Raw genomic sequence first — 22,459 nt, forward strand, 5'->3', positions numbered from 1 at the left:
TAGCGGACACCAGTAATATATATATTCATGAACAATACTAATCAATACTACGAATAATTCACTATTTTTTTAATCAAAAGCGCACTAATGTTACCAACCGCAACCAATAAAAAGAGGATAACGTGAACAATAAATCAAGGATAAATGGTCAATATTTAGTGCTTATGGCCGCTTTCTTCTACGGATTGAACCCATTTTTTGCTCAGCTGTTATTTAAAGATGGCTTTAGTGCCGAGGTAGTGAGCCTATATCGCTTTATTGTACCAATGATATTCTTCTCGTTTTTTCTGCGTACCCCGCAAGAAAACTGGCCTGAAGCCTTAAGAACCCTGCTCTTGGGGCTAGTCAGTGGCATTGCCATTTTTAGTTACTTTCATGCACTTGAAACGCTGCCCGCGGCAACGGCGATCTTAATTTATTATACTTACCCGGTGTTCAGTGTTTTGATTGGTTGGCTTATTTTTAAACGTGAGCCAAGCCAAAATGCATTGATTTCGGCGGCACTAATCATGATTGCCGCGTCATTAACAGTAAGACCAGACGCCTTGTCTAGCGAGCAGTTATGGTCAGTAGCAGCCTGTTTTTTAGCGCCGTTAGTGGTCGCGGTCCAAGTTCAATATTTGTCTAAGCCGGTCAAAAACATCCCGACGACCAACCGCATGGCTTGGATCACAATTGGCCATGTTATGGTGCTGCTGCCGATAGCCATCTTAAGTTCGCCAGCGCAAATATTACCGACTTCAGCAACGGGGGCTTTCTCGATACTTGGCATTGCGTTACTGGCGGCCGCGATCCCTCAAGTATTGTTTATGATCGGCGCGCCCAGATCATGTGCCGATAAAAATGCCCTCACTGGATCACTCGAGTTTGTCGTTGCTTTGCTCGCAGGTGCAGTGTTACTGGGGGAGAATTTAGATCAACTGGAAATTACCGCGATGATTTTAATTGTGTTGGCCTTGTTTATTAAACAAGTAAAGCAAAAGCCTATGGTGGAAACGGTGGCTAACTCTATATAAATTCAGACTGTTCTTTACTATCAAATAGGGTATTTAAAGTAAAAAGGCTAGCGTATGTAAATACGCTAGCCTTATTTACTCAGCTTTCACAAACTTGAGTAACACACTAAAGAGTTAGTGATTAACTGAACTGGTTAGAAGTGTTGTTCGCACCGCCAGCTTTAAGCGCATTTTCACCAGCAAAGTATTCTTTGTGATCATCACCCATGTCAGAGCCTGACATGTTTTGATGTTTAACACAGGCAATACCTTGACGAATTTCTTCACGCTGAACCTTTTTAACGTAACCGAGCATGCCTTGTTCACCAAAGTACTCTTTAGCTAGGTTGTCTACAGACAACGCAGTCGTATGGTAAGTTGGTAGCGTGATCAAGTGGTGGAATACGTTCGCTTCACGCGCTGTATCCGCTTGGAAAGTACGAATACGCTCATCAGCAATTGCAGACAGTTCAGTGGTGTCATATTCAACATTCATTAAATCACCACGAACATAGTTCGATACATCTTTACCCGCTTCAACCATTGCATCATAGGTTTGTTGACGGAAGTTCAGTGTCCAGTTGAACGATGGAGAGTTGTTATAAACAAGTTTCGCATCGGGGTGAACTTTACGAACATCATTCATCATGCCAGCAATTTCGTGGACTGTAGGAACTGCTGTTTCAATCCAAAGTAGATCTGCACCTGCATTTAATGCACCGATACAGTCAAATACACAACGCTCATGACCCGTACCTTGACGGAATTGGTATAAGCCAGAAGGTAAACGCTTAGGACGAACAAGTTTACCATCACGGTTGAAACATACATCGCCTTCACCCATGTCAGCTACGTCGATTTCTTCAACATCTAAGAAAGAGTTATAGATATCACCAGAATCGCCCGGCTCTTTAACAACAGCGATTTCTTTAGTAAGACCAGCACCTTCAGAGTCAGTACGTGCAACGATTAAACCGTTATCGATACCTAGCTCAAGGAAAGCGTGACGTAAAGCGCGAATTTTCGCGTGGAAGTCAGCGTGAGGTACGGTTACTTTGCCATCTTGGTGACCACATTGCTTCTCATCGGCTACTTGGTTTTCGATTTGAAGGGCACAAGCACCCGCTTCAATCATTTGCTTAGCCATTAGATAAGTCGCTTCTGCATTACCAAAACCAGCATCGATATCAGCAACAATTGGCACAACGTGAGTAACGTGGTTATCAATTTTGTATTGGATAGCAGCTTTATCGCCTTCACTAGCGGCGTCTAGTTCACGGAAAAGACCGCCTAGTTCACGTGCATCAGCTTGACGCAGGAAGGTGTAAAGTTCTTCAACCAAAGAAGCTACCGAAGTTTTCTCGTGCATTGATTGATCAGGAAGTGGACCGAACTCAGAACGTAGTGCAGCAACCATCCAACCTGAAAGGTACAAATAACGACGATCTGTTTTTCCATCAAAATGTTTCTTGATAGCAATCATTTTTTGTTGCCCAACAAAACCATGCCAGCAACCTAGAGATTGGGTATATTTAGTCTTGTCTGCATCGAATGCAGCCATATCGCTACGCATAATATCCGCAGTATACTGAGCAATCTCTAAACCAGTTTTAAACTTGTTCTGAGCACGCATACGGGCAATAGATTCAGGGTTTATTGCATCCCAAGAGCTACCTGCCTTTGCTTTAATCGCTTGAACCGCTTCTATTGCACTTTGATAGTTAGACATAATATTCTCCAAGAGTCTTATTGAACAGCTATCTAGCTGCTGTAATTAATTTGGATGATGTAACTCACTCACTTAGTAAGCTGCTACACCGAACTACAAAAATAATAGCTAACACAGTTACATTTATGAAATTTATAATTGCTATTACCAGCATTCACAATGTGAATGATTCTCTGAGTTTAAATTCCTTAGTGTTATGTAGAACCGCTAACGTCTGATATGTTAAATGTTGATAAAAAACAATGCAATAACAACACGCTGGATAGGTATCATCTGAAATATGATCAAGTGTTCTTTTATAACGCCTGGTACGCCGCGTGTTTAGACACAATAAAAAATTAAACGACCGATTGAATTATTCAAATGGTAATCACCATATAATTCATGTAAATTATTGTTTTTACCATGAGCATTTATCAAATGAATATTAATAAAGTCGATTTGAACCTATTGATTTATCTCGATGTTTTATTGCGTGAAAAGAACGTTACGCGAGCCGCACATCAATTAAACATTACTCAACCCGCCATGAGTAACGGCTTAAAGCGATTGCGTAATCTGTTCAATGATCCGATCCTGGTCAGAACGTCCGACGGCATGGTGCCAACCGAGCGATCGAAAGCATTGGGCCCGGTAATTCGTAAAATATTGCTCGAGCTAGAAGAAGCTTTGCAAAGCGAAGATAATTTTAATCCGGCCACCAGCGAACGGGTATTTCGATTGATGGCGAGCGATTATGCTGCCTCGACTTTAATCCCAAACTTATTGAGCAACATTAGTAAAATCGCACCGCACATCTGTATCGATATTATGACGCCTAGTGATATTAACTTTCACGATGTTGAAGCCGGTAAGGTCGACATGGCGATCAATCGCTTTGAAGAGTTACCACAGTCATTTCATCAAAAAACCTTATGGCATGATTCCTTTAGTTGCTTAATGGCTGCCGACAGCCCTGTTGTTAAACGTTTTGGCTTGCAAAGCTACCTGCGTGCCAAGCACATTTGGGTCTCTAAAACTGGTTTTGGTGTGGGTGTTGGCATGGATCCTAAAGATGTGCAAAAGCTTGGCTGGGTCGACGAAGCCCTCTCGCGCATTGGTGAGCAGCGCTCAATTAAAGTATTCACCCGTAACTACAATGTTGCGATGCAGCTTGCGGCTCAAGATCAACTCATTGCGACCTTACCGACTAAAGCGGCAGCACGTTATGTCAACGATCCCGGTTTTGTCGTCGTGCCTCCCCCGTTTGATATCCCAGAGATTGAACTAAAAATGATTTGGAGTCCGTTATTGCATCATGACTCAAGTCACATCTGGTTTAGACAGCAAGTACTTGAAGCTGCCTTAAACTGTTAAGGCATAGCGACTAGCATAGGCAAACTCAGGTATACTAACCAATATAGATTTTACCGACATAAGAGCAGCCCATGACAGATCAAGAATTTTGGCAACTAGTCACCGCCACCGATGTTTTTTCTTCGTCAGACGAATTAGCACAGCAGCTTAAAGACCGATTAACCTCGCTTGATGATGAAACCTTAGCCGCTTTTGATAAGGCCTTTAACTTAAAAATGCGTGAAAGTTATCGCTGGGATTTATGGGGCGCAGCCTATTTAATAGCAGCCTGTAATTCCGAGTTTGCATTTTCTGAATTTCGCTGCTGGTTAATTTCACGCGGCCAAGACGTGTTTGAAAAAACTCTAAAGAAACCAGATGATTTGGCCGATTTTGATATCATGTCACGCAAAGAGCAGCAGCCTTATCCTTACCTTGATGAATACGATTTAATTGCCGGTCAGCTGTATGAAGATCGCGTTGGCGAGGAGCTGCCGTTTATTTTATCAGGGCAAGATCAACCCAAAGGCAAGCGCTTTAAAGACCGCCCTAAGTTGTTAAAAACCAATTATCCAAAGTTATTTTCCCAATACCGCACGTAAAGTATTAGAAACGATTTAAGCCCGGGCTTAAGTCGTTGTTCACCAACGCCCATAAAGCCCCCTCATAAAACCCACTCTATTTAACCAAATAAACATCAATATAATAGTCTGATTTAAAACACTAATTAATTGAAATTGTTAAGCTGGCCGTTTATTTGGCATCCAGCTAAAATAATAGATGTAGTCATGCCCCGCATTGCGTTAAAATTAGCAACAATTTTATCAATGAAGCAATACGATGACTCCACCAATCAAGTTAACTCAATACAGTCACGGTGCCGGCTGCGGCTGCAAAATTTCGCCTAAGGTGTTAGATACCATCCTTAAAACCCAGCTCGCCAACTTTGACGATCCTAGCTTAATTGTTGGCAATCACAGTAAAGACGACGCCGCGGTGGTTGATATTGGCAATGGTACCGGCATTATTAGCACCACTGATTTCTTCATGCCGATCGTTGATGATCCTTTTACCTTTGGCCGCATTGCCGCCACCAACGCAATTAGCGACATTTATGCCATGGGTGGTAAACCTATTACCGCCATCGCAATTTTAGGCTGGCCAATTAACCTGCTCGCGCCTGAAATCGCGCAGCAAGTGATTGATGGTGGCCGCTCTGTTTGTCACGAAGCAGGCATTAGCCTTGCTGGCGGCCATAGCATCGACAGCCCTGAGCCAATCTTTGGTTTAGCAGTGACCGGCATTATTGAGCTAAATCAGCTCAAACAAAACAATACCGCAACGGCCGGCTGTCAGCTGTATTTAACCAAGCCACTAGGCATTGGCATTTTGACCACCGCTCAAAAGCAGCAAAAGTTAGCTGATGCTCACCAACATATTGCGATTGATGCAATGTGCCTACTCAATAAAATTGGTACCGAGTTAGCTCAAATCGATGGGGTTGAAGCATTAACCGATGTTACGGGTTTTGGCCTTGCTGGTCATTTAAGTGAGATATGTCTAGGCAGTGGCGTTAAAGGTCAAGTGAACTTCGACCAGTTACCGTTATTAGCGCAAGTCGAACAATATCGCAGCCAAGGTTGCATTCCCGGTGGCACTCATCGTAATTATGAAAGCTACCAGCACCTGATTGGTGAAATCACCGAAGTAGAAAAACACATTGTGTGCGATCCGCAAACCAGCGGTGGTTTGTTAATTGCGGTGCAACCTGCGGCCTGTCCCGCCGTTGAACAATTACTTAGTGCGGCGGGTTTACATGCCAGCCCGATTGGCCAACTGGTGAGTAATGAACAGCAAAACGCTGTGATTGAGGTTAAATAATGACAGTTCAAACGACACCAATCACCGCTGACCAATTTAAAGCCTTGTTGTTAAACAACGTGCCGATGATGGACATGCGTGCGCCAATTGAGTTCAAAAAAGGCGCATTCCCAAATACAGTCAGCTTGCCGCTAATGACCGATTCAGAACGGCAAAAGGTCGGTACTAGTTATAAACGTGACGGTAAAGAAGCAGCTATCGCGCTGGGTCACCAACTGGTGCGCGGCAAAACAAAAAAAGAACGGCTGGCGTTATGGCTAGAATTTGCCAAGCAACATCCTGACGGTATTCTTTATTGTTTTCGTGGCGGTTTACGCTCACACACAGTGCAGCAATGGTTAAGTGACGAAGGCGTAACCATGCCATTGATTGAAGGCGGATATAAAGCGCTACGTCAATTTTTGCTCAGCGAACTTGAACGCCTAACCGCCAAGCTCAATTTTGTCATTTTGGCCGGACATACCGGCAGTGGCAAAACCGTGGTGTTGCCACAACTGGCTAATGCAATAGATCTCGAAGGGTTAGCTAATCACCGTGGCTCTAGTTTTGGTCGCCAAATCAGCGCCCAACCAAGTCAAATCGATTTTGAAAACAACCTGACTATTGCCTTGATGCGTGCAGAGCAAGCTGGGCACAGTACCATAGTGCTCGAAGATGAAAGCTTTTTAATTGGCCGCTGTGCCATGCCGCATTGTTTTCATGACAAGGTGCAAACAGCACCTGTTGTGATAATGCAAAAATCACAACAGCAACGTGAGCAGCAAATTCATCATGAATATGTCACCTCACAGTTAGCAGGTTTTGTTGATGCAGTGGGCGAAGAAGCAAGTTTTGCCGCATTTAGCGAATTTTTACTCACCAGTTTAGTTAAAATAAAAAAACGCTTAGGCGATGTGCGTTTTAATGATCTGCATCTGGCGATGACGACAGCCTTGGATAAGCAGCAACAAAATGGCGATGTTGATGGCCATTACCAATGGATCACACCACTGCTGCAATGGTATTACGATCCCATGTATAGCTATCAAATAGAGAAGAAAAAACAGCGGATTATTTTTGAATCAGACCAAGCCGGAACCATTGAGTTTTTACGCCAATACCAGCCCGACAAACAACCATAGACTATTGTTTTAATTATAAATATTATATTTATTAGAAATAATTTGCTTCGAATTAATCTTTAACGTATAAAATATGACCTGGGCGTTTTTTCCCAGGTCACTCGCCACCAGCACTATCTTGCTGATTTGTAGTGAATCATTAATTAAGAGCCGTTTAAGCCATGGTCGACTATTCCTTATTATTACTGTTTTTACCCACCAGTTTTTTTATTTCGATAACGCCAGGCATGTGCATGACCTTGTCGATGAGTCTTAGCATGAGCATTGGTTTGCGCCGCACCATGCATATGATGTGGGGCGAATTAATTGGAGTCGGTTTGGTTGCTGTGGCCGCTGTGCTCGGCGTCTCTGCGATTATGCTTAATTACCCAGCCGCGTTTACCGTCTTTAAATGGCTCGGTGGTGCTTATCTGATGTTTATTGGTGGGCAAATGTGGCTTAGTAAAGGCAAGTTATCGCTCAACCTTGATGAAAGCCAGCAAACTTCAGCGTCTAATATGTCGTTAGCGACGCAAGGTTTTGTTACTGCGGTAGCCAATCCAAAAGGCTGGGCTTTTATGATGTCGTTATTGCCGCCCTTTATTAATAGCGAGCAAGCATTAGCCCCCCAGTTAAGCGCCTTAGTGGTACTAATATTAGCCATGGAGTTTGTGTGCTTAATGTTATACGCCACAGGTGGACGAGCACTTAAGCATGTACTGGCGAGCTCTGGCAATGTCAAAATTGTTAATCGAGTGGCTGGCACGCTAATGCTTGGAGTCGGTGTCTGGTTAATTACTGGCTAGCCAGTTATCGTCCAGAAACAGACATCCTTGTCTGTTTCTGGAGACACTACCGTAAAACGTGGTTTTACTTCGCTTTCATTTTCAACAAGTTGAAAATATTGGCACATCCCTGTACCACATAGCCAGTGTCCTGCTTCGCAGTTTATGGATGGACACTTGCCAGTAATTAACCGAACAACAGACGGCCTAGTCACACCAAGCTAACCAAATAACGTGCTTAGCGCCCTTGCCTGCGCTATGGGCACGTACGGTTACTGGTTTAACGCTAAAACCTGCTTTTTTAAGTTTTTTGGTAAAAGCATCATCGGCGCCGGCCGACCAAAAGGCTAAAATACCTTGTGGACGCAAGGCTGTTTTAGCCGCGCTTAAACCAGCCGGTGAATAAATCCAGTTATTTTCAGTGCTGGTAAAACCTTCAGGGCCATTATCAACATCGAGTAAAATAGCGTCGAATGCCGCGTTGCTTTGCGCTAATAATTGACCAACATCGCCCAAATGTACTCGGGTTCGCGGGTCTTTAATCGGAAAGCCTGCCACTTCGCCTAACGGTCCATGATTCCATTCAACGACACCAGGCACTAACTCAGCAACAGTTACCGTCGCATTATCGCCTAAAGTAGCTAACGCCGCCGCCAGCGTAAAACCCATGCCTAAACCACCAACCAACACACTTGGCGCTGGGCGGTTAGCGATTTTTTGACAGGTTAAGGTCGCTAGTGCATCTTCAGAGGCGTGCATTCTGGTATTCATTAAGTCGCCCGGCTTGCCCGCGACTTTGATGGTAAACTCGCCATTGCGTTCAAGCAGCCGCAACTGACTATTTTGACCAGGAATTGGCGCCGTGCCAAGCACAGTAAATCGAGCCATGATATTTCTCAGAGATAAAAAAACCAATTATACCTTGTCCTCGGCTCAGTGCCAGCCATTGATTATCGGTTCTCTGTTATGGTTATTGGTTGGTAATGAAAGCGGATTAATTGTCACTAGCGGTAGCGTCGATATCGGCTTAACAAAAAAAAGGCCAGGAAGTATATTCCCGGCCTTTGATACCCAACTATCGACTATTAATTACTAGCTATCGCTTAAGAGCCTACCAGATTAAATCGAGATAATAAGCGTCGCAGGTTATCTGCTTGCTGTGATAGTTGTTCGGCTGCCGCGGAACTTTCTTGCGCGGTATCATTATTTTGGCGCGTAACACTGTCAATGTCGGCCACCCCCTTATTAATCTCTTCTGCACCCGTTGCCTGTTCGTTACTGGCACTGGCTATTTGGGTAACCAGTTCAGATGTTTTGGTGACTGTTTCGAAAATACTCTTCAAACTTTCAGCGGTTTGACTGGCGATGACACTGCCATTTTCAGTTTTCTCAACCGAGCCAGCAATTAACTTAGCCGTCTCTTCTGCTGCCTTGGTACTGCGTGCGGCCAAACTTCTTACTTCATCGGCGACCACGGCAAAACCACGGCCCTGCTCACCAGCTCGCGCCGCTTCAATCGCCGCATTTAATGCCAATAAGTTAGTTTGGGCAGCTATTTCATCGATGGTACTAATGAATTGAGAAATACTTTGACTAGAATTAGATATTTCGGCCATCGCCGATATCATTTGCTCCATTTTTTCACCGCCAGCTCTGGCTTGATCCTGTGCTTGTGATGCAAATTCGCGTGCTTGATCGGCATTTTCAGCATTAAGATTAATTTGAGCGGTCAGTTGATTCAATGATGCTGACATATTCTCTAAGCTTGATGCTTGACGAGCCGCGCCATCGGATAAAACCACACTGGTTGAAGAAACACTGCTGCTACCTTGTGAAATCTCATCACTGGCATCTTTAGTTTGTCCCAATACCTCATTAAGGTTGTTGCACATTTCCTGTAAGGCTAGGCCGAGAGAGTCTTTGTCCGATGCCAAATTAACCTTTTGGTCTAATTCACCAGCGGCAATTCTATTGGCCAAATCAGCTTTTTCTTTCAAGGTATCCATCATATTTTTCATCTCATAAAAAATACCTTTTGGTGCGCCACTGTGCTCTAACTCCATCGTTAGATCACCCGACGCTACTGTTTTAGCAATATGTGCAATATACGATGGCTCGCCACCTAACAAACTCATGATATGGCTTGTTAGCCATATTGCAATCGTAACGCCTGCAACGATGGCGATTAAAGTACCAAAAATACTGCTGTTAATGACTATTGTTTCCGTGTCGGCCAGTGAACTAACCCGAGTCATCATTAAGCTGCTTTCTCGATCTTTAAATGTCTTTATTTGATCACGAAACTTGTCAAAGTAGACCTTGCCATGGGCTTCGCCAACTAAGTCAGCCATGTCGTCCATGGTTTTGGAGTCACCGATTTGTCGACGAAGGTCAATTTGTTCGTTGACCACTTTGTTAATCCAATCATTAATTGTGTCTTTGCTTTGAGCTAACAATTCAACCTGAGCGGGGTTATCAGATACCGTATTGGACAATTGACTAATTAGCTGAAAAAATTGTTGCTTACCACTATTGAATGGATCGAGGAAGTGTTCATCTCCGGCGAGTAAAAAGCCTCGCATTCCCGTTTCCATATCAACCGCCGCAGCAACAATAGACTGCGCTGTGGCCATGACATCGTAGGTATGACTAACTCGGGCATTTAATTCTCTGACCTCTTCGATTGAGAAGCTTTGCTTGACCCGTTCTTGACGCTGCTCCATTAAGACCCGTTCACGGCCAATAAAGGTTTGCAATTGACTGCGGAATTTATCGAAGTATTGCTTACCTTTGGCCTCACCAATAATATCCGCCATATCGTTCATCGATTTAGCATCACCAATCTGGGTCCGCAACGCGATAACAGGTTCAGTGACGTTGTGCTTCCATTGCGAGATGGTTGATGAAATTTCTTTAAGCAATGTTACTTGGGCGGGATTGTCCGATACGGTTGATGATAACTCATCGAGTAACTTATCAAATTTAACACCACCATTGCGATAAGGATTGAGAAAATCATCTTTACCTGCAAGCAGGTAACCGCGCATTCCTGTTTCCATATCTACTGCTGAGGCTTCAATTTGCGATGCAGTGTCTAAAACTTCATAGGTATGAGTTACCGCACCAAAATTACTAACTAATGATTTAACACTAAAAAAAACAATTAACGTAATAATTAGCATCATTGATAGGATGACTCCATACCCTGCTAATAGTTTGGTTCTAAATTTCAGCTGATCAAACATGGGTTTCTCCGTATTATTTCGGTGAAAAGACCTAATTACAGTAGTAACAGTTTGCTCTGAAGCTAATACGACAAATTAATTATTATATTAAATAAAATAATTAACTAATTAACTATCCATCACCATTATTACCTCTCTGATTAAATGAACATGCTCGTTCAAAAAACAATCTATCTAAGTAACTATGGTGAGTCCAGCCGACAAAATCAAGCATTTTGGCTTACTCATTTGTTGTCATTTATAGACTAAAAGACTAAATATCCAAAATGGGATGCCAAGGCTCAGTATTCAAGGCCTAGATAATCAATATCCAACGAGTTTTTTTCGTATTACATGGCGATTTTATGCTAGTAAAGGTAGTATTTGGCCCAATTAAAAAAAATATAAAAGGATAGGTAACTGTGGCAGCAGCAGCAAAGAATAAGAAAACACCTGAAAATATCAAAATATCGGCAAGTTATGACGTTATCGTGATTGGTACGGGCCCAGGCGGCGAAGGCGCTGCAATGGGGTTGGCCAAGCAAGGAAAAACTGTTGCGGTAATTGAGCGTGAGAAAGATGTTGGCGGTGGCTGTACCCATGTTGGCACAATCCCTTCTAAGGCGTTACGCCATTCTGTATCGCGGATGGTTGAATTTAAAAAGAGCGGCTTTAATCTTGAAACCGATATCGGTGCCAAGGTTACTTTTCAAAGTATTTTACAACACACCCAGCGGGTTATAAAAGACCAAGTGCAACTGCGCCAAGGTTTTTACTATCGTAACAATTGCCCAATTTATCATGGCGCTGCGAGCTTCGTTGATTGCAATACCATTGCTGTTACTGATGCTAATAACGAAATTGTTTACTTAAGTGCTAAACAGGTAATTATTGCTACTGGCTCACGCCCTTACCGACCAAGTGATGTTAACTTTAATAAATCGCGGATTTACGACAGTGACAGCATTTTGTCATTAGCACACCAACCTCGCAGTATTATTGTTTATGGCGCTGGTGTTATTGGCTGTGAGTATGCTTCAATTTTCCGTGGCCTAGGGTTACGCGTCGATTTAGTTAATACCCGCGACCGCTTACTGTCTTTCCTTGATACTGAAGTGACCGAGTCATTGTCTTATCACTTTTGGAATAGCGGCGTTGTGATGCGCAATAGCGAGTCTTATTCAAAAATTGAAGAAACCAAAGACGGCGTAGTACTGCACCTAGAGTCTGGCAAGAAAATGAAAGCCGACTGTTTGTTATTTGCCAACGGTCGTACCGGTAATACCGACTCACTTGCTTTAGCTAATGTCGGCCTTAAGCCTAACTCACGCGGCCAGCTCGAAGTAAATGAGCACTACCAAACTGTCGTTAAAAATATCTATGCCGTTGGTGATGTGATTGGTTACCCGTCGCTCGCTAGCGCCGCTTACGATCAAGGGCGTATCGCCGCCAAATCAATGATCTCAGGTAACAGTGAAGGACAGTTAATTCGTGATATCCCGACGGGGATCTATACCATTCCTGAAATCAGCTCAGTGGGTAAAACAGAACAAGAATTAACAGAACAGAAGGTACCTTACGAAGTGGGTCGCGCGCAGTTTAAACACCTAGCTCGTGCTCAAATTGGCGGAGTTGATGTTGGTTTTCTTAAGCTACTATTTCACCGTGATACCAAGCAATTATTAGGTATTCATTGCTTTGGCGAACGTTCGTCAGAAATCGTGCACATTGGTCAAGCGATCATGGAGCAAAAAGGCGAAGGCAATACAATTGAGTACTTTATCAATACCACCTTTAATTACCCAACGATGGCTGAAGCTTATCGCGTGGCGGCATTAAATGGTTTAAACAGATTGTTCTAAGCTAAATACTGGGGGAGATTAGCACCGCTGTTGCTAATCTCTTTTCGATGCACATTTAATACAGTGCTCAGTGAAAGGTACAACATGTAATCGTTCCAGCGCAATATCTTCACCACAGTCGGTACAATATTGATACTCTCCCGCCTCAAGCCGATGCAGCGCAACGTTAACCTGTCTCAGCTCACGTCTAACCTCATTGCCTAGTGCGTCCATCACCTCGTCGTTTTCACGCTCTTGTGCTTGCTCTGACCAGTCGGTATTAGCTTCAGTTGTCAAATTTTGGACAATCCGCTCTAACTTTTCAGTTAGCAGATGCTGCATCTCTACTAAGCGCGTACGCATATCATCAAATTCTGGCATAAGGTTCTCCTTCAATCAGTACAATTGAGTATAATACTAAAACCGCTAAATAAAAGTTCAATGCTCATAAGGCGGAATCGAACCTAGAAGACTAATTCACTATGTCTTGCCACGGCAATTTAAGATTACCACGCACAATAAAGTTAGGATTTTCCAACGTATCGCGCTTATTGTAGGTTAAGGTTTGCAGTGACAGATCACTAATATCGCCACCCGCTTCGGTTAAAATACAATGAGCTGCACCGGTGTCCCACTCTCCCGTAGGCCCAATTCTGATATAAAAATCAGCACCGCCTTCAGCAATTAAACAGCTTTTTAACGTGGCGCTGCCCATCGGGACTAAATCATAATTAAATTGTGACGATACTAGCGACAATACCGTTGCTTTTGGTTGCCTTAAGCTTACCGCTATTTTAAGGCGCTCTCGCGGTTCATCATCAACAGAGATTGGCGCCAAACCATCGCTGTCACGCCTAAAGGCACCACGGCCACGGCTTGCTAAATAACAGCGATCGTGGATCGGGGCATAAATAACCCCAATGATCGGAACGTGGTTATCTATCAAGGCTATCGCGACAGAAAAATCACCACTGCCAGCAATAAACTCGCCGGTACCATCGAGCGGATCAACTAACCAATAACGGGACCAGCTTTGCCGCTCCTGACAACTAATATCGGGCAATTCTTCTGAAACAATTGGAATTTCTGGAGTTAGCTCAGCCAACGCTTTGCAAATAATATCATTGGCGGCGTAATCGGCACTGGTGACAGGCGATTCATCCGTTTTTAGATGAGACTCAAAGCTGCCTGACTGATAAATTCGCTTAATTTCAGCACCTGCGGTCCGAGATATTTGCTCAACAGCTAGGGTTAATTCACACAAATCCATGTAATTTCCTCAATTTTCCTAAGTCGTCGCGATATGTTGATGCGCCATCAGCAGTGCCGCAACACTGCGGGCGTCATTAAAGTCAGGATCTTTCATTAGCCGGTCAATGTCCTGACATGGCCACTGGACTAACTCTAATGGTTCGGGCTCATCCCCTTCTAAACGCTGTGGATACAAGCCTGTTGCAATAAAAATATGCATGGTAGAACCAAAGTAACCAGGCGCCATTGCCAAAGACTTTAACGGGATCAACTGCTCAGCACCGTAACCAATTTCTTCTTTTAGCTCACGATTGGCCGCTTGCTCAGGAGTTTCACCTGGATCAATCAAACCTTTCGGAAAACCTAATTCATAATTATGGGTGCCACAAGCGTATTCACGAATTAAAATCATGGTCGCTTGATCTAAATAAGGCACAATCATTACGGCACCACGGCCACCACCTTTCATCCGCTCATAGGTTCTTTCGACCCCATTAGAGAATTTAAGTTCGAGCTCCTCAATCGCAAAAAACCGACTTTTGGCACTTATTGTTGAAGAAACTATCGTTGGGAGTTGTCGCTGTTTTGCCATAAAACCTCACTGCTGGCTGCATCGATAAAAATACCGGCTCACACACGAGCCACCATATTAAAATAGCTCGACTATCGGCTTTAAACAACCGATTTTACGTTCAAACACGCAATAGCGGGATAAAATAGCCAGCATAATCAAAAATAGAGCGCCCCTGCATCTCAAATATACTGATAAACTACATATTAAGTATAATTTATGACGAGGTGAAAAACATGACAATCAATTGGTCAACGGTTGATACGGTATTAGTAGACATGGATGGCACCTTGCTTGATCTGCACTATGATAATCAGTTTTGGCTAGAATATCTGCCGGCTCAATACGCTAAAAAACAACAAATATCGCTGATACAAGCCCGACAAAAAACCGCTGAAATGTATCAACAAGTACACGGTACCTTACAATGGTATTGTTTAGATTATTGGCAGCAACAGCTTGATTTAGACATTCTGGAATTAAAACAACAACTGAGCCATTTAATAAAAGTCAGACCTTATGTTATTGAGTTTTTAACCGCGTTAAAACAAGCTAATAAACGGATAATTTTGCTGACAAACGCCTTTCCCACCAGCTTAACGCTCAAAATGGAATTAACCCAACTGCAACCTCATTTTGACTTATTGTTGTCGACCCACCAGTTTGGTTACGCCAAAGAGTCTGATCTGTTGTGGCAGGCTATTTTTAAGCAACACGACATTATCGCGGCCACCAGCTTGTTTATCGATGACAGCGAACCGCTACTGCATGTCGCTGCTAAGAATGGTATTGGCCAATGTTTGGGGATTAATCAGCCCGACAGCCAAAAAACCGCAGTTGAGATGGCTAACTTCCCTAACATCAGTCATTTTAATCAGATTATTGATCAAATTAAATAAGTTGACCACCGGATAAATAAGCTAAATTATAACTGTCGATACGCTATATCGCTTGCTTAAAATTTAGCAAATAACGACCGTTGGCATCCGCTTTACCGGTAAATTTCAGCAACTCGACAAAGTCGCGTGGTGCATTGCCCGGCGGCTTAACGTGTCCAGACACTTCAAGTAGTTGCTTGCTGTCCAGCCGTACGGTGGCATTAATGCCCAAACTATTGGTGGCAGGTTTTATCACCGCCACCAGCGCACCTTTATCGCAACGCACTACCGCTTGCGCTTTTTTAATATCGACACTACCAAAATTACTTTTAATATTGGCGGCAGACAAGCGGATGTTACCAGCTAAAGTCTCGCACCACGGCGCAGCTTGCTGATAACTATCCAGAGTCAGATTAAAGTCTCCGGAAGCCTGTAAACCCAGCGGCAGTGGCTTAATTTGGCTAATAATACTTAATGGCGCTGACAATTTAAATTGATTTACCACCACCCCAGCCATTGAATAACCGATTGCGCCACCACCACGAATGTCACCCTGATGACGCCCCATCGTAGTGTCTAACATCACTTGACCTTGCAATAAGCTACTCCAGTTAAAATCCCAGCTAACGTCGTTAACCCTGACGTTGTTATAACGAACAAAATCAAGTTTGCCCTGCCATATGGTGCCATGGGCAGCCCCGAAGGTAAGTCCCGGTTGCGACGGTACTTTACTCATCACAAAACGAGCGGGTAACAGCGCCACGAGAAAAAAACTATAACCAAGCAATGCGAATAATGCATATTTAAAAAATTTCACCATCACTCCTATTTACCTAACAAGACACGAACGCGAACCATGCCTGGGGTCGATTCCGATCTAAAATCAACACTGTTTAATTTCACACCATGTTGTTGCTGCAACACGGCCAGCCATTGCAGTACGGTATTAAATTTCGCCTGCTCCAAGGTCACGTTCAATTTGTTATTTTGCGGTTGCAAGCGGTTAATGGTTAAACCCAACTGGCGAGCACTGCGATTAACCAGTTGATCGAGTCCTACCGAACTTGTTTTAGCTTGGCCATTGTCAGCCCTAAGTTTTACTAGCTTAGTGGCGTTAGTTTCAAGCCACTGTTGCAAACTAACTTCCCGCTCCAGCGAAGCCGTCGCACGCTGCAAGCGTTGATCAACCGGCTGGTAAGCGGCAAAGTACCCTAGCGCGAGCAACACGAATCCTGCCATCAGATACACCAGATTACGCTCTCGCTGTTGCAACGATGCTAAATATTCTTTCATGATGCCACCTTAATCGTCAACGAACCGTTAACCTTGCTGCCATTATTATTCATCGCCCCGGTTGTGACCGTAAACGTCGTGCTCAACTGACGCTTAAACGCCTCAAACTGCTGATAACTATCAGCATTAGCCTGGATCCTAAGTTCACGGCGCTTATCATCATATTTAATGCTGACCGGCTTAATTTGCGGTACCTTAGCAAAGGCATTATTAAGTGATGCCATCATTGGTAAAAAGTGCGATTGACCACCGCCACTGGTTACTTGTTTTAACTGCTGCTTAACTCGATATTTAAGGCGATTAAGCCGCTTTGCGTCGGGGTTGAGTTGCAGATAGATTGCTTGCGAATTAGCCATCACTACCGTTTTTTGTGCGGTTAATTGGTTAATAAGATAAAATTTCTCGACAAAAATAAGCAAGACAGCAACCACAGAGACTACCGCGACCGAGCGCCATAAATGCAGCGTAGTATGACGCTGTGCTGGCGCAAACTCACCAATCAACAAATTAACCTTGCTTTGGTTGACGCCCATCGCCAAACACTGCATTGGCAATAAAGTATCCCGCGCTTGCCAATTGGCGTCATGCTGGGTTACTTGTTCACTAGCACCGTAATTTTCTAACAGCAGTTGCGGCTGCAGCTCGGCCGTAAAAGCTAACCATGAGTCAAACCAATCGCTTGCAATCGTCAGCCCTTGCTCTGTGCTTTGACGAATTAACAACTGATTATCGAGCTCGATAATACTAACGGCATCGTCAGTGCTTGGCAGTGGCAATGCCAACCAATCGGGCAGCATTTGCTTAACCGTGATGTTGGCAGCCGTTAGCCAGCTCAGCCATAAAGCCAGCTTACTTTTATCGACCACATAAACACTTTGATTATTGCCAACACTTTGACCTGGCACAAAATGCATTTGCTCAACATCACTGGCTAACTCATCTTCGAGCATAAAAGGCATGGCTTTAAGCGCTTGACGACGATTAGTTTTAGGTAATTCGACCTCAAAAAACCCAATGTCAGCACCCGGTACCAGCACAAAAACCAAACAGCGCGCTGCCCGTTGCGATAATGTTGACAGCTCATGGGCGTCATTGAGCGTACCCGAGGCTATTATTTCTTGTTCGCCATCTGACCACACTAACCAATTAATCGTGTCTGTAACCTGACTTCCCAATCGGATGATTAACCGTTCACTCACTTTGTATTCTCCAATCGCGGGCCGCGCCCAACTATCAAAATTGTCATTCTATGTCACCAAACTGACGGCTTATTACCGCCAATTTACCTTCTTTGTTGCGAGAGAAAATACTCTCTAAGGTAAAGCTACGCTGGTCAATCGTAAAGCTCATTACCGCTCGAAAACTATCGCTAGTGACAAAGAACTGTTGTTTAAACTCTGCGGACAATTTGCCTAAACCGCTTATTTCTGTCAGTTTAAAAAAGGTATCAAGGTCTTTATAGCCCTCTTCATCTCTGCTGCTCAAGACCGAATTGGCGGCGTCTAATGACAGCTTATATTGATCGCCAAACATCGCCATCAGGATCTGCGGCTGTTCAGGATCAATGGTATTAATATTTATCGCCATCGTTGTTTGATTGGGGATCACGCAAACAAAGGGACGTATTTTTCGATATATCGCTGGCGTCATGCCTTCAATTGCCAGTAATTCGGTGACCGAAACCATTGGCGCATTGGCCGTTAAATAAGGCACTTGGCGTGAGGCATAACTGTCGTCTTCAGCCCCGAGCGAACTTTCAACCTTATTGTTACTATCAACCCAATCGCGAATGGTGCTCGACAACTGCTCAATTTGATATTCTTCAATATCTAGCGCCCGTAATAGTGTTTCAAATTGGCGCTGCTGCATGGTTGGTTCGTATTCTTTATCAGCCAGTGGCGGTGTTGCCAGCACATTGAGATTAAAACAGCTATGCAAATCTTGGACTGAACCCGATAATTGACCATTTTCAAGCGGAAAGATCATGCCCTGACGTGCCCATAGCTGTTGCAAGTTAACCGAGTCAGGATCGTCCTTGTAATCTTGCGCTAGTACTTTATAAACTAAGTGCTCGCCTGCCATCGCCGACCATAACCCCTGCTGGTATAGCTGTTGATTGATGGTGCGATTAGCGGTCAATTGCAAACGTTCGGTCATAGTCGACGCAATTATCACCACTAAAGCCACGACCAACAACACGGTAATTAGTGCTACGCCACGCTGGCGCTGCGGGCTAAAATTATCCGTCATTAGTTAACCACCTCGCCACTAGCAACGGTTAAAAACTGCCACCGTAGGCTGCCGTAACTTTTTAAGGTAAGCAGCATTGCTACCCCTTGAGGTAACTCGGATTTGGTCCAATTTTTTTGCCATTTTTTGTCCGCGAAATATTCAAACTTTAACTGTTCAACATCGCGTAATAACACGGTAACTTGAGGTTCGGTGCCAGCTTGTTGATCCGGATAAAGGTAATGCAAACGTTGCAATTGATTATCCACTAACCGGTAACCTACCGCTTGCACACTGCCACGTGGAAACATTTGCGCTGGGTTACGCCAGCCTAACCGGGCAAATGCGATGCCGTGATCATCACTGTCGATTACCCCGTCACCAGCCAACAACAACTTGCTTGAAGGCTGGTTGTCACCGACCCGAATTGGCCGCGGGGCCATCTGCATAAAATCAGTTTGGATCAGCTGATAACTTCGCTGAACCTGCTTAATGCGCAGTGATGCTTGTTGTGAAACCTCGTCACTGGTCAAAACAGAAAACAATACTTGATTAGAAGCCAGACCGATTAAGGCAAAAATCGCCATCGCGATCATTATTTCAATTAGGGTAAAAGCCGCTTGATATTTGAGCCTCATTATTTGGCCACCATATAGCTGGTCAACTCTGCCAGTGATGACTTACTGTCCACACTGCTAAAGATGCTAACCCTAACCATTCTAAAGTCAGGATCCGGTGTTTTAATACCGGACTGGCGCCAGTACCAAGTATTACCAGCAAACTCAACCTCACCTTTGCTATCACCAAGCTTTGGTAGTTTTTGATCGAGCTGAAGTTGGGTTAGCTGATTATTAGCAACCCATAAGGCCAAGGTTTTCTGTTCAATGTAAGACAATGAGCGCATGTGCTCAGTGGCGACATTAACCGCCGCCAGTGCAGCTAATGAGAACACAGCCAAAGCAACCATCACTTCAATTAGAGTCATGCCGCGTACTAAGCTAAGTCGTAATTTTAGATTATTCATTGGCAGCTACTACTACGCTAACCATGCCCAACGTGTCGGCATTTAAGCGAACTCGGTAGCTTTGTTGTTGCTGTGACAAACTAAAGTCAGCCTGATTATTAAGCTGAAAGTCGACCTTAAATGGCGTTAGCTCGCCCGACGACAAAATCAATACTTGGGGGATATGAGCACTTTCTTTTTGATCAAGTTCCAGATCAACCTCGCGCTCTTCAAACAAGTTGCTTGAGCTAAAATCACGTTGCTGCGGTGACCATAAAAAACCATCCACCGACATTACCAGCTGGGCATCTTTAAGCTCTTGCTCGACCAGTAATGTGTCGTCCAAGGGTTGCCAACGTTGCTCTGACAATTCAACAAAGCGGTAACTATTGCTTGTCATCACCAAGCCATAGTCACGCCCTGTCATAGTCGCTTGATCTAAAGCTAACTCGGTCAGTGCTGCCATTTTCTGTGCCTGACGCTTAAGCGCTTTTTGCGGCCCAGAGCTATCAAGGGTAAACAACACCGCCGACGCCACCAGCCCCATTAACACGGCCACCAGCATTAACTCAATCAGGGTAAAACCCCGTTGTTTAGTGCTGGTCAGCTGGCGCGGTAACAACATCGCATGCTGGCGCATTAATAGGTTAGCTTAACGCAGTTATGATTTGTCAAAGATATTCCAGTTGCCTAGATCATCTTCAGTACCTTCTTCACCGTCAAGACCGGGTGAAAACAAGTCAAACTTACCGTTTTCTCCTGGGCTTAGTAATAAATAGTCATTGCCCCACGGATCTTGCGGTAAACGCTTAATGTAACCGTCTTCACGGTAACTGCGCGGCTGAGGATCGACTTCAGGCTTACTGACTAAGGCCTCAAGCCCTTGATCTGTTGTTGGATAGCGACTGTTATCCAATTTGTACATGTCCATTGCGCTTTCTAATGTCGTGATGTCAGACACCACTTTTTGGCGCTCGGCTTTTTCTTTATTACCCAAGATATTAGGCAATACCATGCTGGCTAAAATACCCAAAATAACGATAACAACCATAATTTCTAGTAATGAAAAGCCCGCTTGCTTGTGATGATTAGACTGCATAAATTCCTCGTATATATAAAATTAATTAACCGCCAACTAAAGAGTTGAGATCTAAAATAGGTTGTAAAATAGCGATAACAATAAAAAACACCACACAGGCCATGGCCACTACAATGGCTGGGGTAAAAACCCCTAATGCCATATTAGCCATTGCTTCAAATTCGCGGTCTTGATTATCGGCGGCTCGGCCCAGCATTTGCTCGAGCTCACCACTTTTTTCACCCGACGCGATCATATGCAGCATCATGGGTGGAAATAACTTAGTTTGCTGTAGACTCGCCCGTAAACTCGAGCCTTCACGCACGTAATTAGCCGCCTCGAGTACTGCGTTACGAATATGAATATTGGCCAACACCTCAGACGATATTTTCATGCTTTCAAGCAAAGGTACACTTGAAGAGGTTAAAATACTTAATGTTCGAGCAAAGCGCGCGGTATTAAGGCCACGGATCACCTTACCAAAAACTGGCAATGACAATAACCGCTGATGCACCGCTAATTTAAATCCCGGATTATTAAGCTGGCGCTTAAATAGACTCACCGCGGCGGCAATTAATATGACGACCAGCAGGCCATAATTAACGACAAAATCACTGGCCATAATCAGAATTTGGGTCGACAAGGGTAACTCTTGCCCCATGTGCTGAAATTGCTCAACGACCTTAGGCACCACGACCGCCAGCAATAGCGAAATAACCCCAACTGCTACCACCGTCAGCATAATCGGATAAATCATCGCTTGCATTAACTTGCCGCGCATAATTTGTCGTTGTTCGGTGTAATCAGCCAGTCGGTTTAACACAATATCTAAATGACCAGACTTTTCTCCCGCTGCAACCATCGCGGTATAGAGTTTTTCAAAAACTTGTGGAAATTCAGCCATCGAATCAGCCAAACTATAACCTTCAACCACCCGACTGCGAACAGCCAAAATGACCGACTTCACCTTGGCTTGCTCACATTGTTCGGCGACTGCTTGCAAACATTCTTCAATCGGCAGCGATGACTGTACCAAGGTTGAAATTTGGCGGGTAATTAACGCTAATTCAGCAGTACTGATTTTGAGCCGCCCACCGACCCGCCCCAATTTTGAGGTCACGGTGGCAACCGATTTAACATCAACAGGCATTAAGCCTTTTTCGCGCAATTGCTGGCGAACCTGACGGCTAGAGTCAGCTTCGAGCACGCCTTTGTGCTGTTTGCCTAGTTTGTCTAATGCTTGGAATTCAAATGCTGCCACGACTT

The 22,459-nt window shown here is 44.1% G+C and carries 23 protein-coding genes; 8 read left to right on the top strand and 15 right to left on the bottom strand.

Features of this window, described 5'->3' with window-relative positions; genetic code table 11:
• Positions 1-122: 122 nt before the first annotated feature.
• On the top strand, positions 123-1,016 hold the full coding sequence (locus tag HRU23_11715) for an EamA family transporter (protein NRA54803.1): 894 nt from the start codon (positions 123-125) through the stop codon (positions 1,014-1,016).
• 121 nt (positions 1,017-1,137) lie between these two features.
• On the opposite strand, the gene HRU23_11720 is transcribed toward HRU23_11715, so the two are convergent.
• Entirely contained in the window at positions 1,138-2,724 is a 1,587-nt protein-coding gene (locus tag HRU23_11720; protein NRA54804.1) for an isocitrate lyase, read from the bottom strand.
• Positions 2,725-3,144: 420 nt separating this feature from the next.
• On the opposite strand from HRU23_11720, the gene HRU23_11725 reads away from it, so the two are divergent.
• The 5 genes from HRU23_11725 to HRU23_11745 all read left to right on the top strand — a co-directional run bounded on the left by HRU23_11725 (position 3,145) and on the right by HRU23_11745 (position 7,846).
• A complete protein-coding gene (locus HRU23_11725; protein ID NRA54805.1) occupies positions 3,145-4,080 on the top strand; it encodes a LysR family transcriptional regulator in 936 nt (311 codons plus the stop codon).
• Positions 4,081-4,151: 71 nt separating this feature from the next.
• Complete coding sequence (locus tag HRU23_11730; protein NRA54806.1) at positions 4,152-4,661, top strand: DUF4240 domain-containing protein; 510 nt, start codon at positions 4,152-4,154, stop codon at positions 4,659-4,661.
• A gap of 238 nt (positions 4,662-4,899) precedes the next feature.
• A complete protein-coding gene (gene selD, locus HRU23_11735; protein ID NRA54807.1) occupies positions 4,900-5,940 on the top strand; it encodes a selenide, water dikinase SelD in 1,041 nt (346 codons plus the stop codon).
• Positions 5,940-7,061: a tRNA 2-selenouridine(34) synthase MnmH gene (mnmH, locus tag HRU23_11740; protein NRA54808.1), complete on the top strand. Its 1,122-nt coding sequence runs from the start codon at positions 5,940-5,942 to the stop codon at positions 7,059-7,061. The genes selD and mnmH overlap by 1 nt, the downstream gene beginning before the upstream one ends.
• Positions 7,062-7,222: 161 nt before the next feature.
• The gene (locus HRU23_11745; protein ID NRA54809.1) at positions 7,223-7,846 is read left to right on the top strand and encodes a LysE family translocator; all 624 of its coding nucleotides are present in this window, start codon (positions 7,223-7,225) and stop codon (positions 7,844-7,846) included.
• Between the two features lie 186 nt (positions 7,847-8,032).
• On the opposite strand, the gene HRU23_11750 is transcribed toward HRU23_11745, so the two are convergent.
• The gene (locus HRU23_11750) at positions 8,033-8,713 is read right to left on the bottom strand and encodes a hypothetical protein (protein NRA54810.1); all 681 of its coding nucleotides are present in this window, start codon (positions 8,711-8,713) and stop codon (positions 8,033-8,035) included.
• A 215-nt stretch (positions 8,714-8,928) separates the two neighbouring features.
• Positions 8,929-11,070: a CHASE3 domain-containing protein gene (locus HRU23_11755; protein ID NRA54811.1), complete on the bottom strand. Its 2,142-nt coding sequence runs from the start codon at positions 11,068-11,070 to the stop codon at positions 8,929-8,931.
• Between the two features lie 440 nt (positions 11,071-11,510).
• Between HRU23_11755 and sthA the strand changes: the two genes are divergently transcribed.
• Positions 11,511-12,911, top strand: coding sequence for a Si-specific NAD(P)(+) transhydrogenase (sthA, locus tag HRU23_11760; protein ID NRA54812.1), 1,401 nt, complete (start codon positions 11,511-11,513; stop codon positions 12,909-12,911).
• A 33-nt stretch (positions 12,912-12,944) separates the two neighbouring features.
• Here the strand turns inward: sthA and HRU23_11765 are convergent, their stop codons facing one another.
• From HRU23_11765 to nudE, 3 genes are all read right to left on the bottom strand, one after another.
• The gene (locus HRU23_11765; GenBank protein ID NRA54813.1) at positions 12,945-13,253 is read right to left on the bottom strand and encodes a TraR/DksA family transcriptional regulator; all 309 of its coding nucleotides are present in this window, start codon (positions 13,251-13,253) and stop codon (positions 12,945-12,947) included.
• 109 nt (positions 13,254-13,362) lie between these two features.
• Complete coding sequence (gene cysQ / locus HRU23_11770; protein NRA54814.1) at positions 13,363-14,160, bottom strand: 3'(2'),5'-bisphosphate nucleotidase CysQ; 798 nt, start codon at positions 14,158-14,160, stop codon at positions 13,363-13,365.
• 18 nt (positions 14,161-14,178) lie between these two features.
• Positions 14,179-14,733, bottom strand: a complete 555-nt coding sequence (gene nudE / locus HRU23_11775; protein ID NRA54815.1) for an ADP compounds hydrolase NudE — start codon at positions 14,731-14,733, stop codon at positions 14,179-14,181.
• Between the two features lie 215 nt (positions 14,734-14,948).
• Here nudE and yrfG point away from each other — a divergent pair, with 215 nt between their 5' ends.
• On the top strand, positions 14,949-15,611 hold the full coding sequence (gene yrfG / locus HRU23_11780) for a GMP/IMP nucleotidase (GenBank protein ID NRA54816.1): 663 nt from the start codon (positions 14,949-14,951) through the stop codon (positions 15,609-15,611).
• Positions 15,612-15,654: 43 nt separating this feature from the next.
• On the opposite strand, the gene HRU23_11785 is transcribed toward yrfG, so the two are convergent.
• The 9 genes from HRU23_11785 to gspF are packed head-to-tail and all read right to left on the bottom strand — an operon-like array spanning position 15,655 to position 22,454.
• Positions 15,655-16,407 carry a type II secretion system protein N gene (locus HRU23_11785; GenBank protein ID NRA54817.1) on the bottom strand — a complete coding sequence of 251 codons (753 nt, stop codon included), beginning with the start codon at positions 16,405-16,407 and terminating at the stop codon, positions 15,655-15,657.
• An 8-nt stretch (positions 16,408-16,415) separates the two neighbouring features.
• On the bottom strand, positions 16,416-16,883 hold the full coding sequence (locus tag HRU23_11790; GenBank protein ID NRA54818.1) for a type II secretion system protein M: 468 nt from the start codon (positions 16,881-16,883) through the stop codon (positions 16,416-16,418).
• On the bottom strand, positions 16,880-18,082 hold the full coding sequence (gene gspL, locus HRU23_11795) for a type II secretion system protein GspL (GenBank protein NRA54819.1): 1,203 nt from the start codon (positions 18,080-18,082) through the stop codon (positions 16,880-16,882). Before gspL ends, HRU23_11790 begins: the two co-directional genes overlap by 4 nt.
• Positions 18,083-18,125: 43 nt before the next feature.
• Complete coding sequence (gene gspK, locus HRU23_11800) at positions 18,126-19,133, bottom strand: type II secretion system minor pseudopilin GspK (protein NRA54820.1); 1,008 nt, start codon at positions 19,131-19,133, stop codon at positions 18,126-18,128.
• Positions 19,133-19,750, bottom strand: a complete 618-nt coding sequence (gspJ, locus tag HRU23_11805) for a type II secretion system minor pseudopilin GspJ (GenBank protein ID NRA54821.1) — start codon at positions 19,748-19,750, stop codon at positions 19,133-19,135. The genes gspK and gspJ overlap by 1 nt, the downstream gene beginning before the upstream one ends.
• Positions 19,750-20,136 (bottom strand): type II secretion system minor pseudopilin GspI, encoded by a 387-nt coding sequence (gspI, locus tag HRU23_11810; protein ID NRA54822.1) that lies wholly within the window; start codon positions 20,134-20,136, stop codon positions 19,750-19,752. The genes gspJ and gspI overlap by 1 nt, the downstream gene beginning before the upstream one ends.
• On the bottom strand, positions 20,129-20,755 hold the full coding sequence (gene gspH, locus HRU23_11815; protein NRA54823.1) for a type II secretion system minor pseudopilin GspH: 627 nt from the start codon (positions 20,753-20,755) through the stop codon (positions 20,129-20,131). Before gspH ends, gspI begins: the two co-directional genes overlap by 8 nt.
• Positions 20,756-20,776: 21 nt before the next feature.
• Entirely contained in the window at positions 20,777-21,214 is a 438-nt protein-coding gene (gspG, locus tag HRU23_11820; protein NRA54824.1) for a type II secretion system major pseudopilin GspG, read from the bottom strand.
• A 25-nt stretch (positions 21,215-21,239) separates the two neighbouring features.
• On the bottom strand, positions 21,240-22,454 hold the full coding sequence (gene gspF / locus HRU23_11825) for a type II secretion system inner membrane protein GspF (protein ID NRA54825.1): 1,215 nt from the start codon (positions 22,452-22,454) through the stop codon (positions 21,240-21,242).
• Positions 22,455-22,459: the final 5 nt, after the last annotated feature.

This window comes from Gammaproteobacteria bacterium (assembly GCA_013214945.1).
Classification (GTDB): Bacteria; Pseudomonadota; Gammaproteobacteria; order Enterobacterales; family Psychrobiaceae; genus Psychrobium.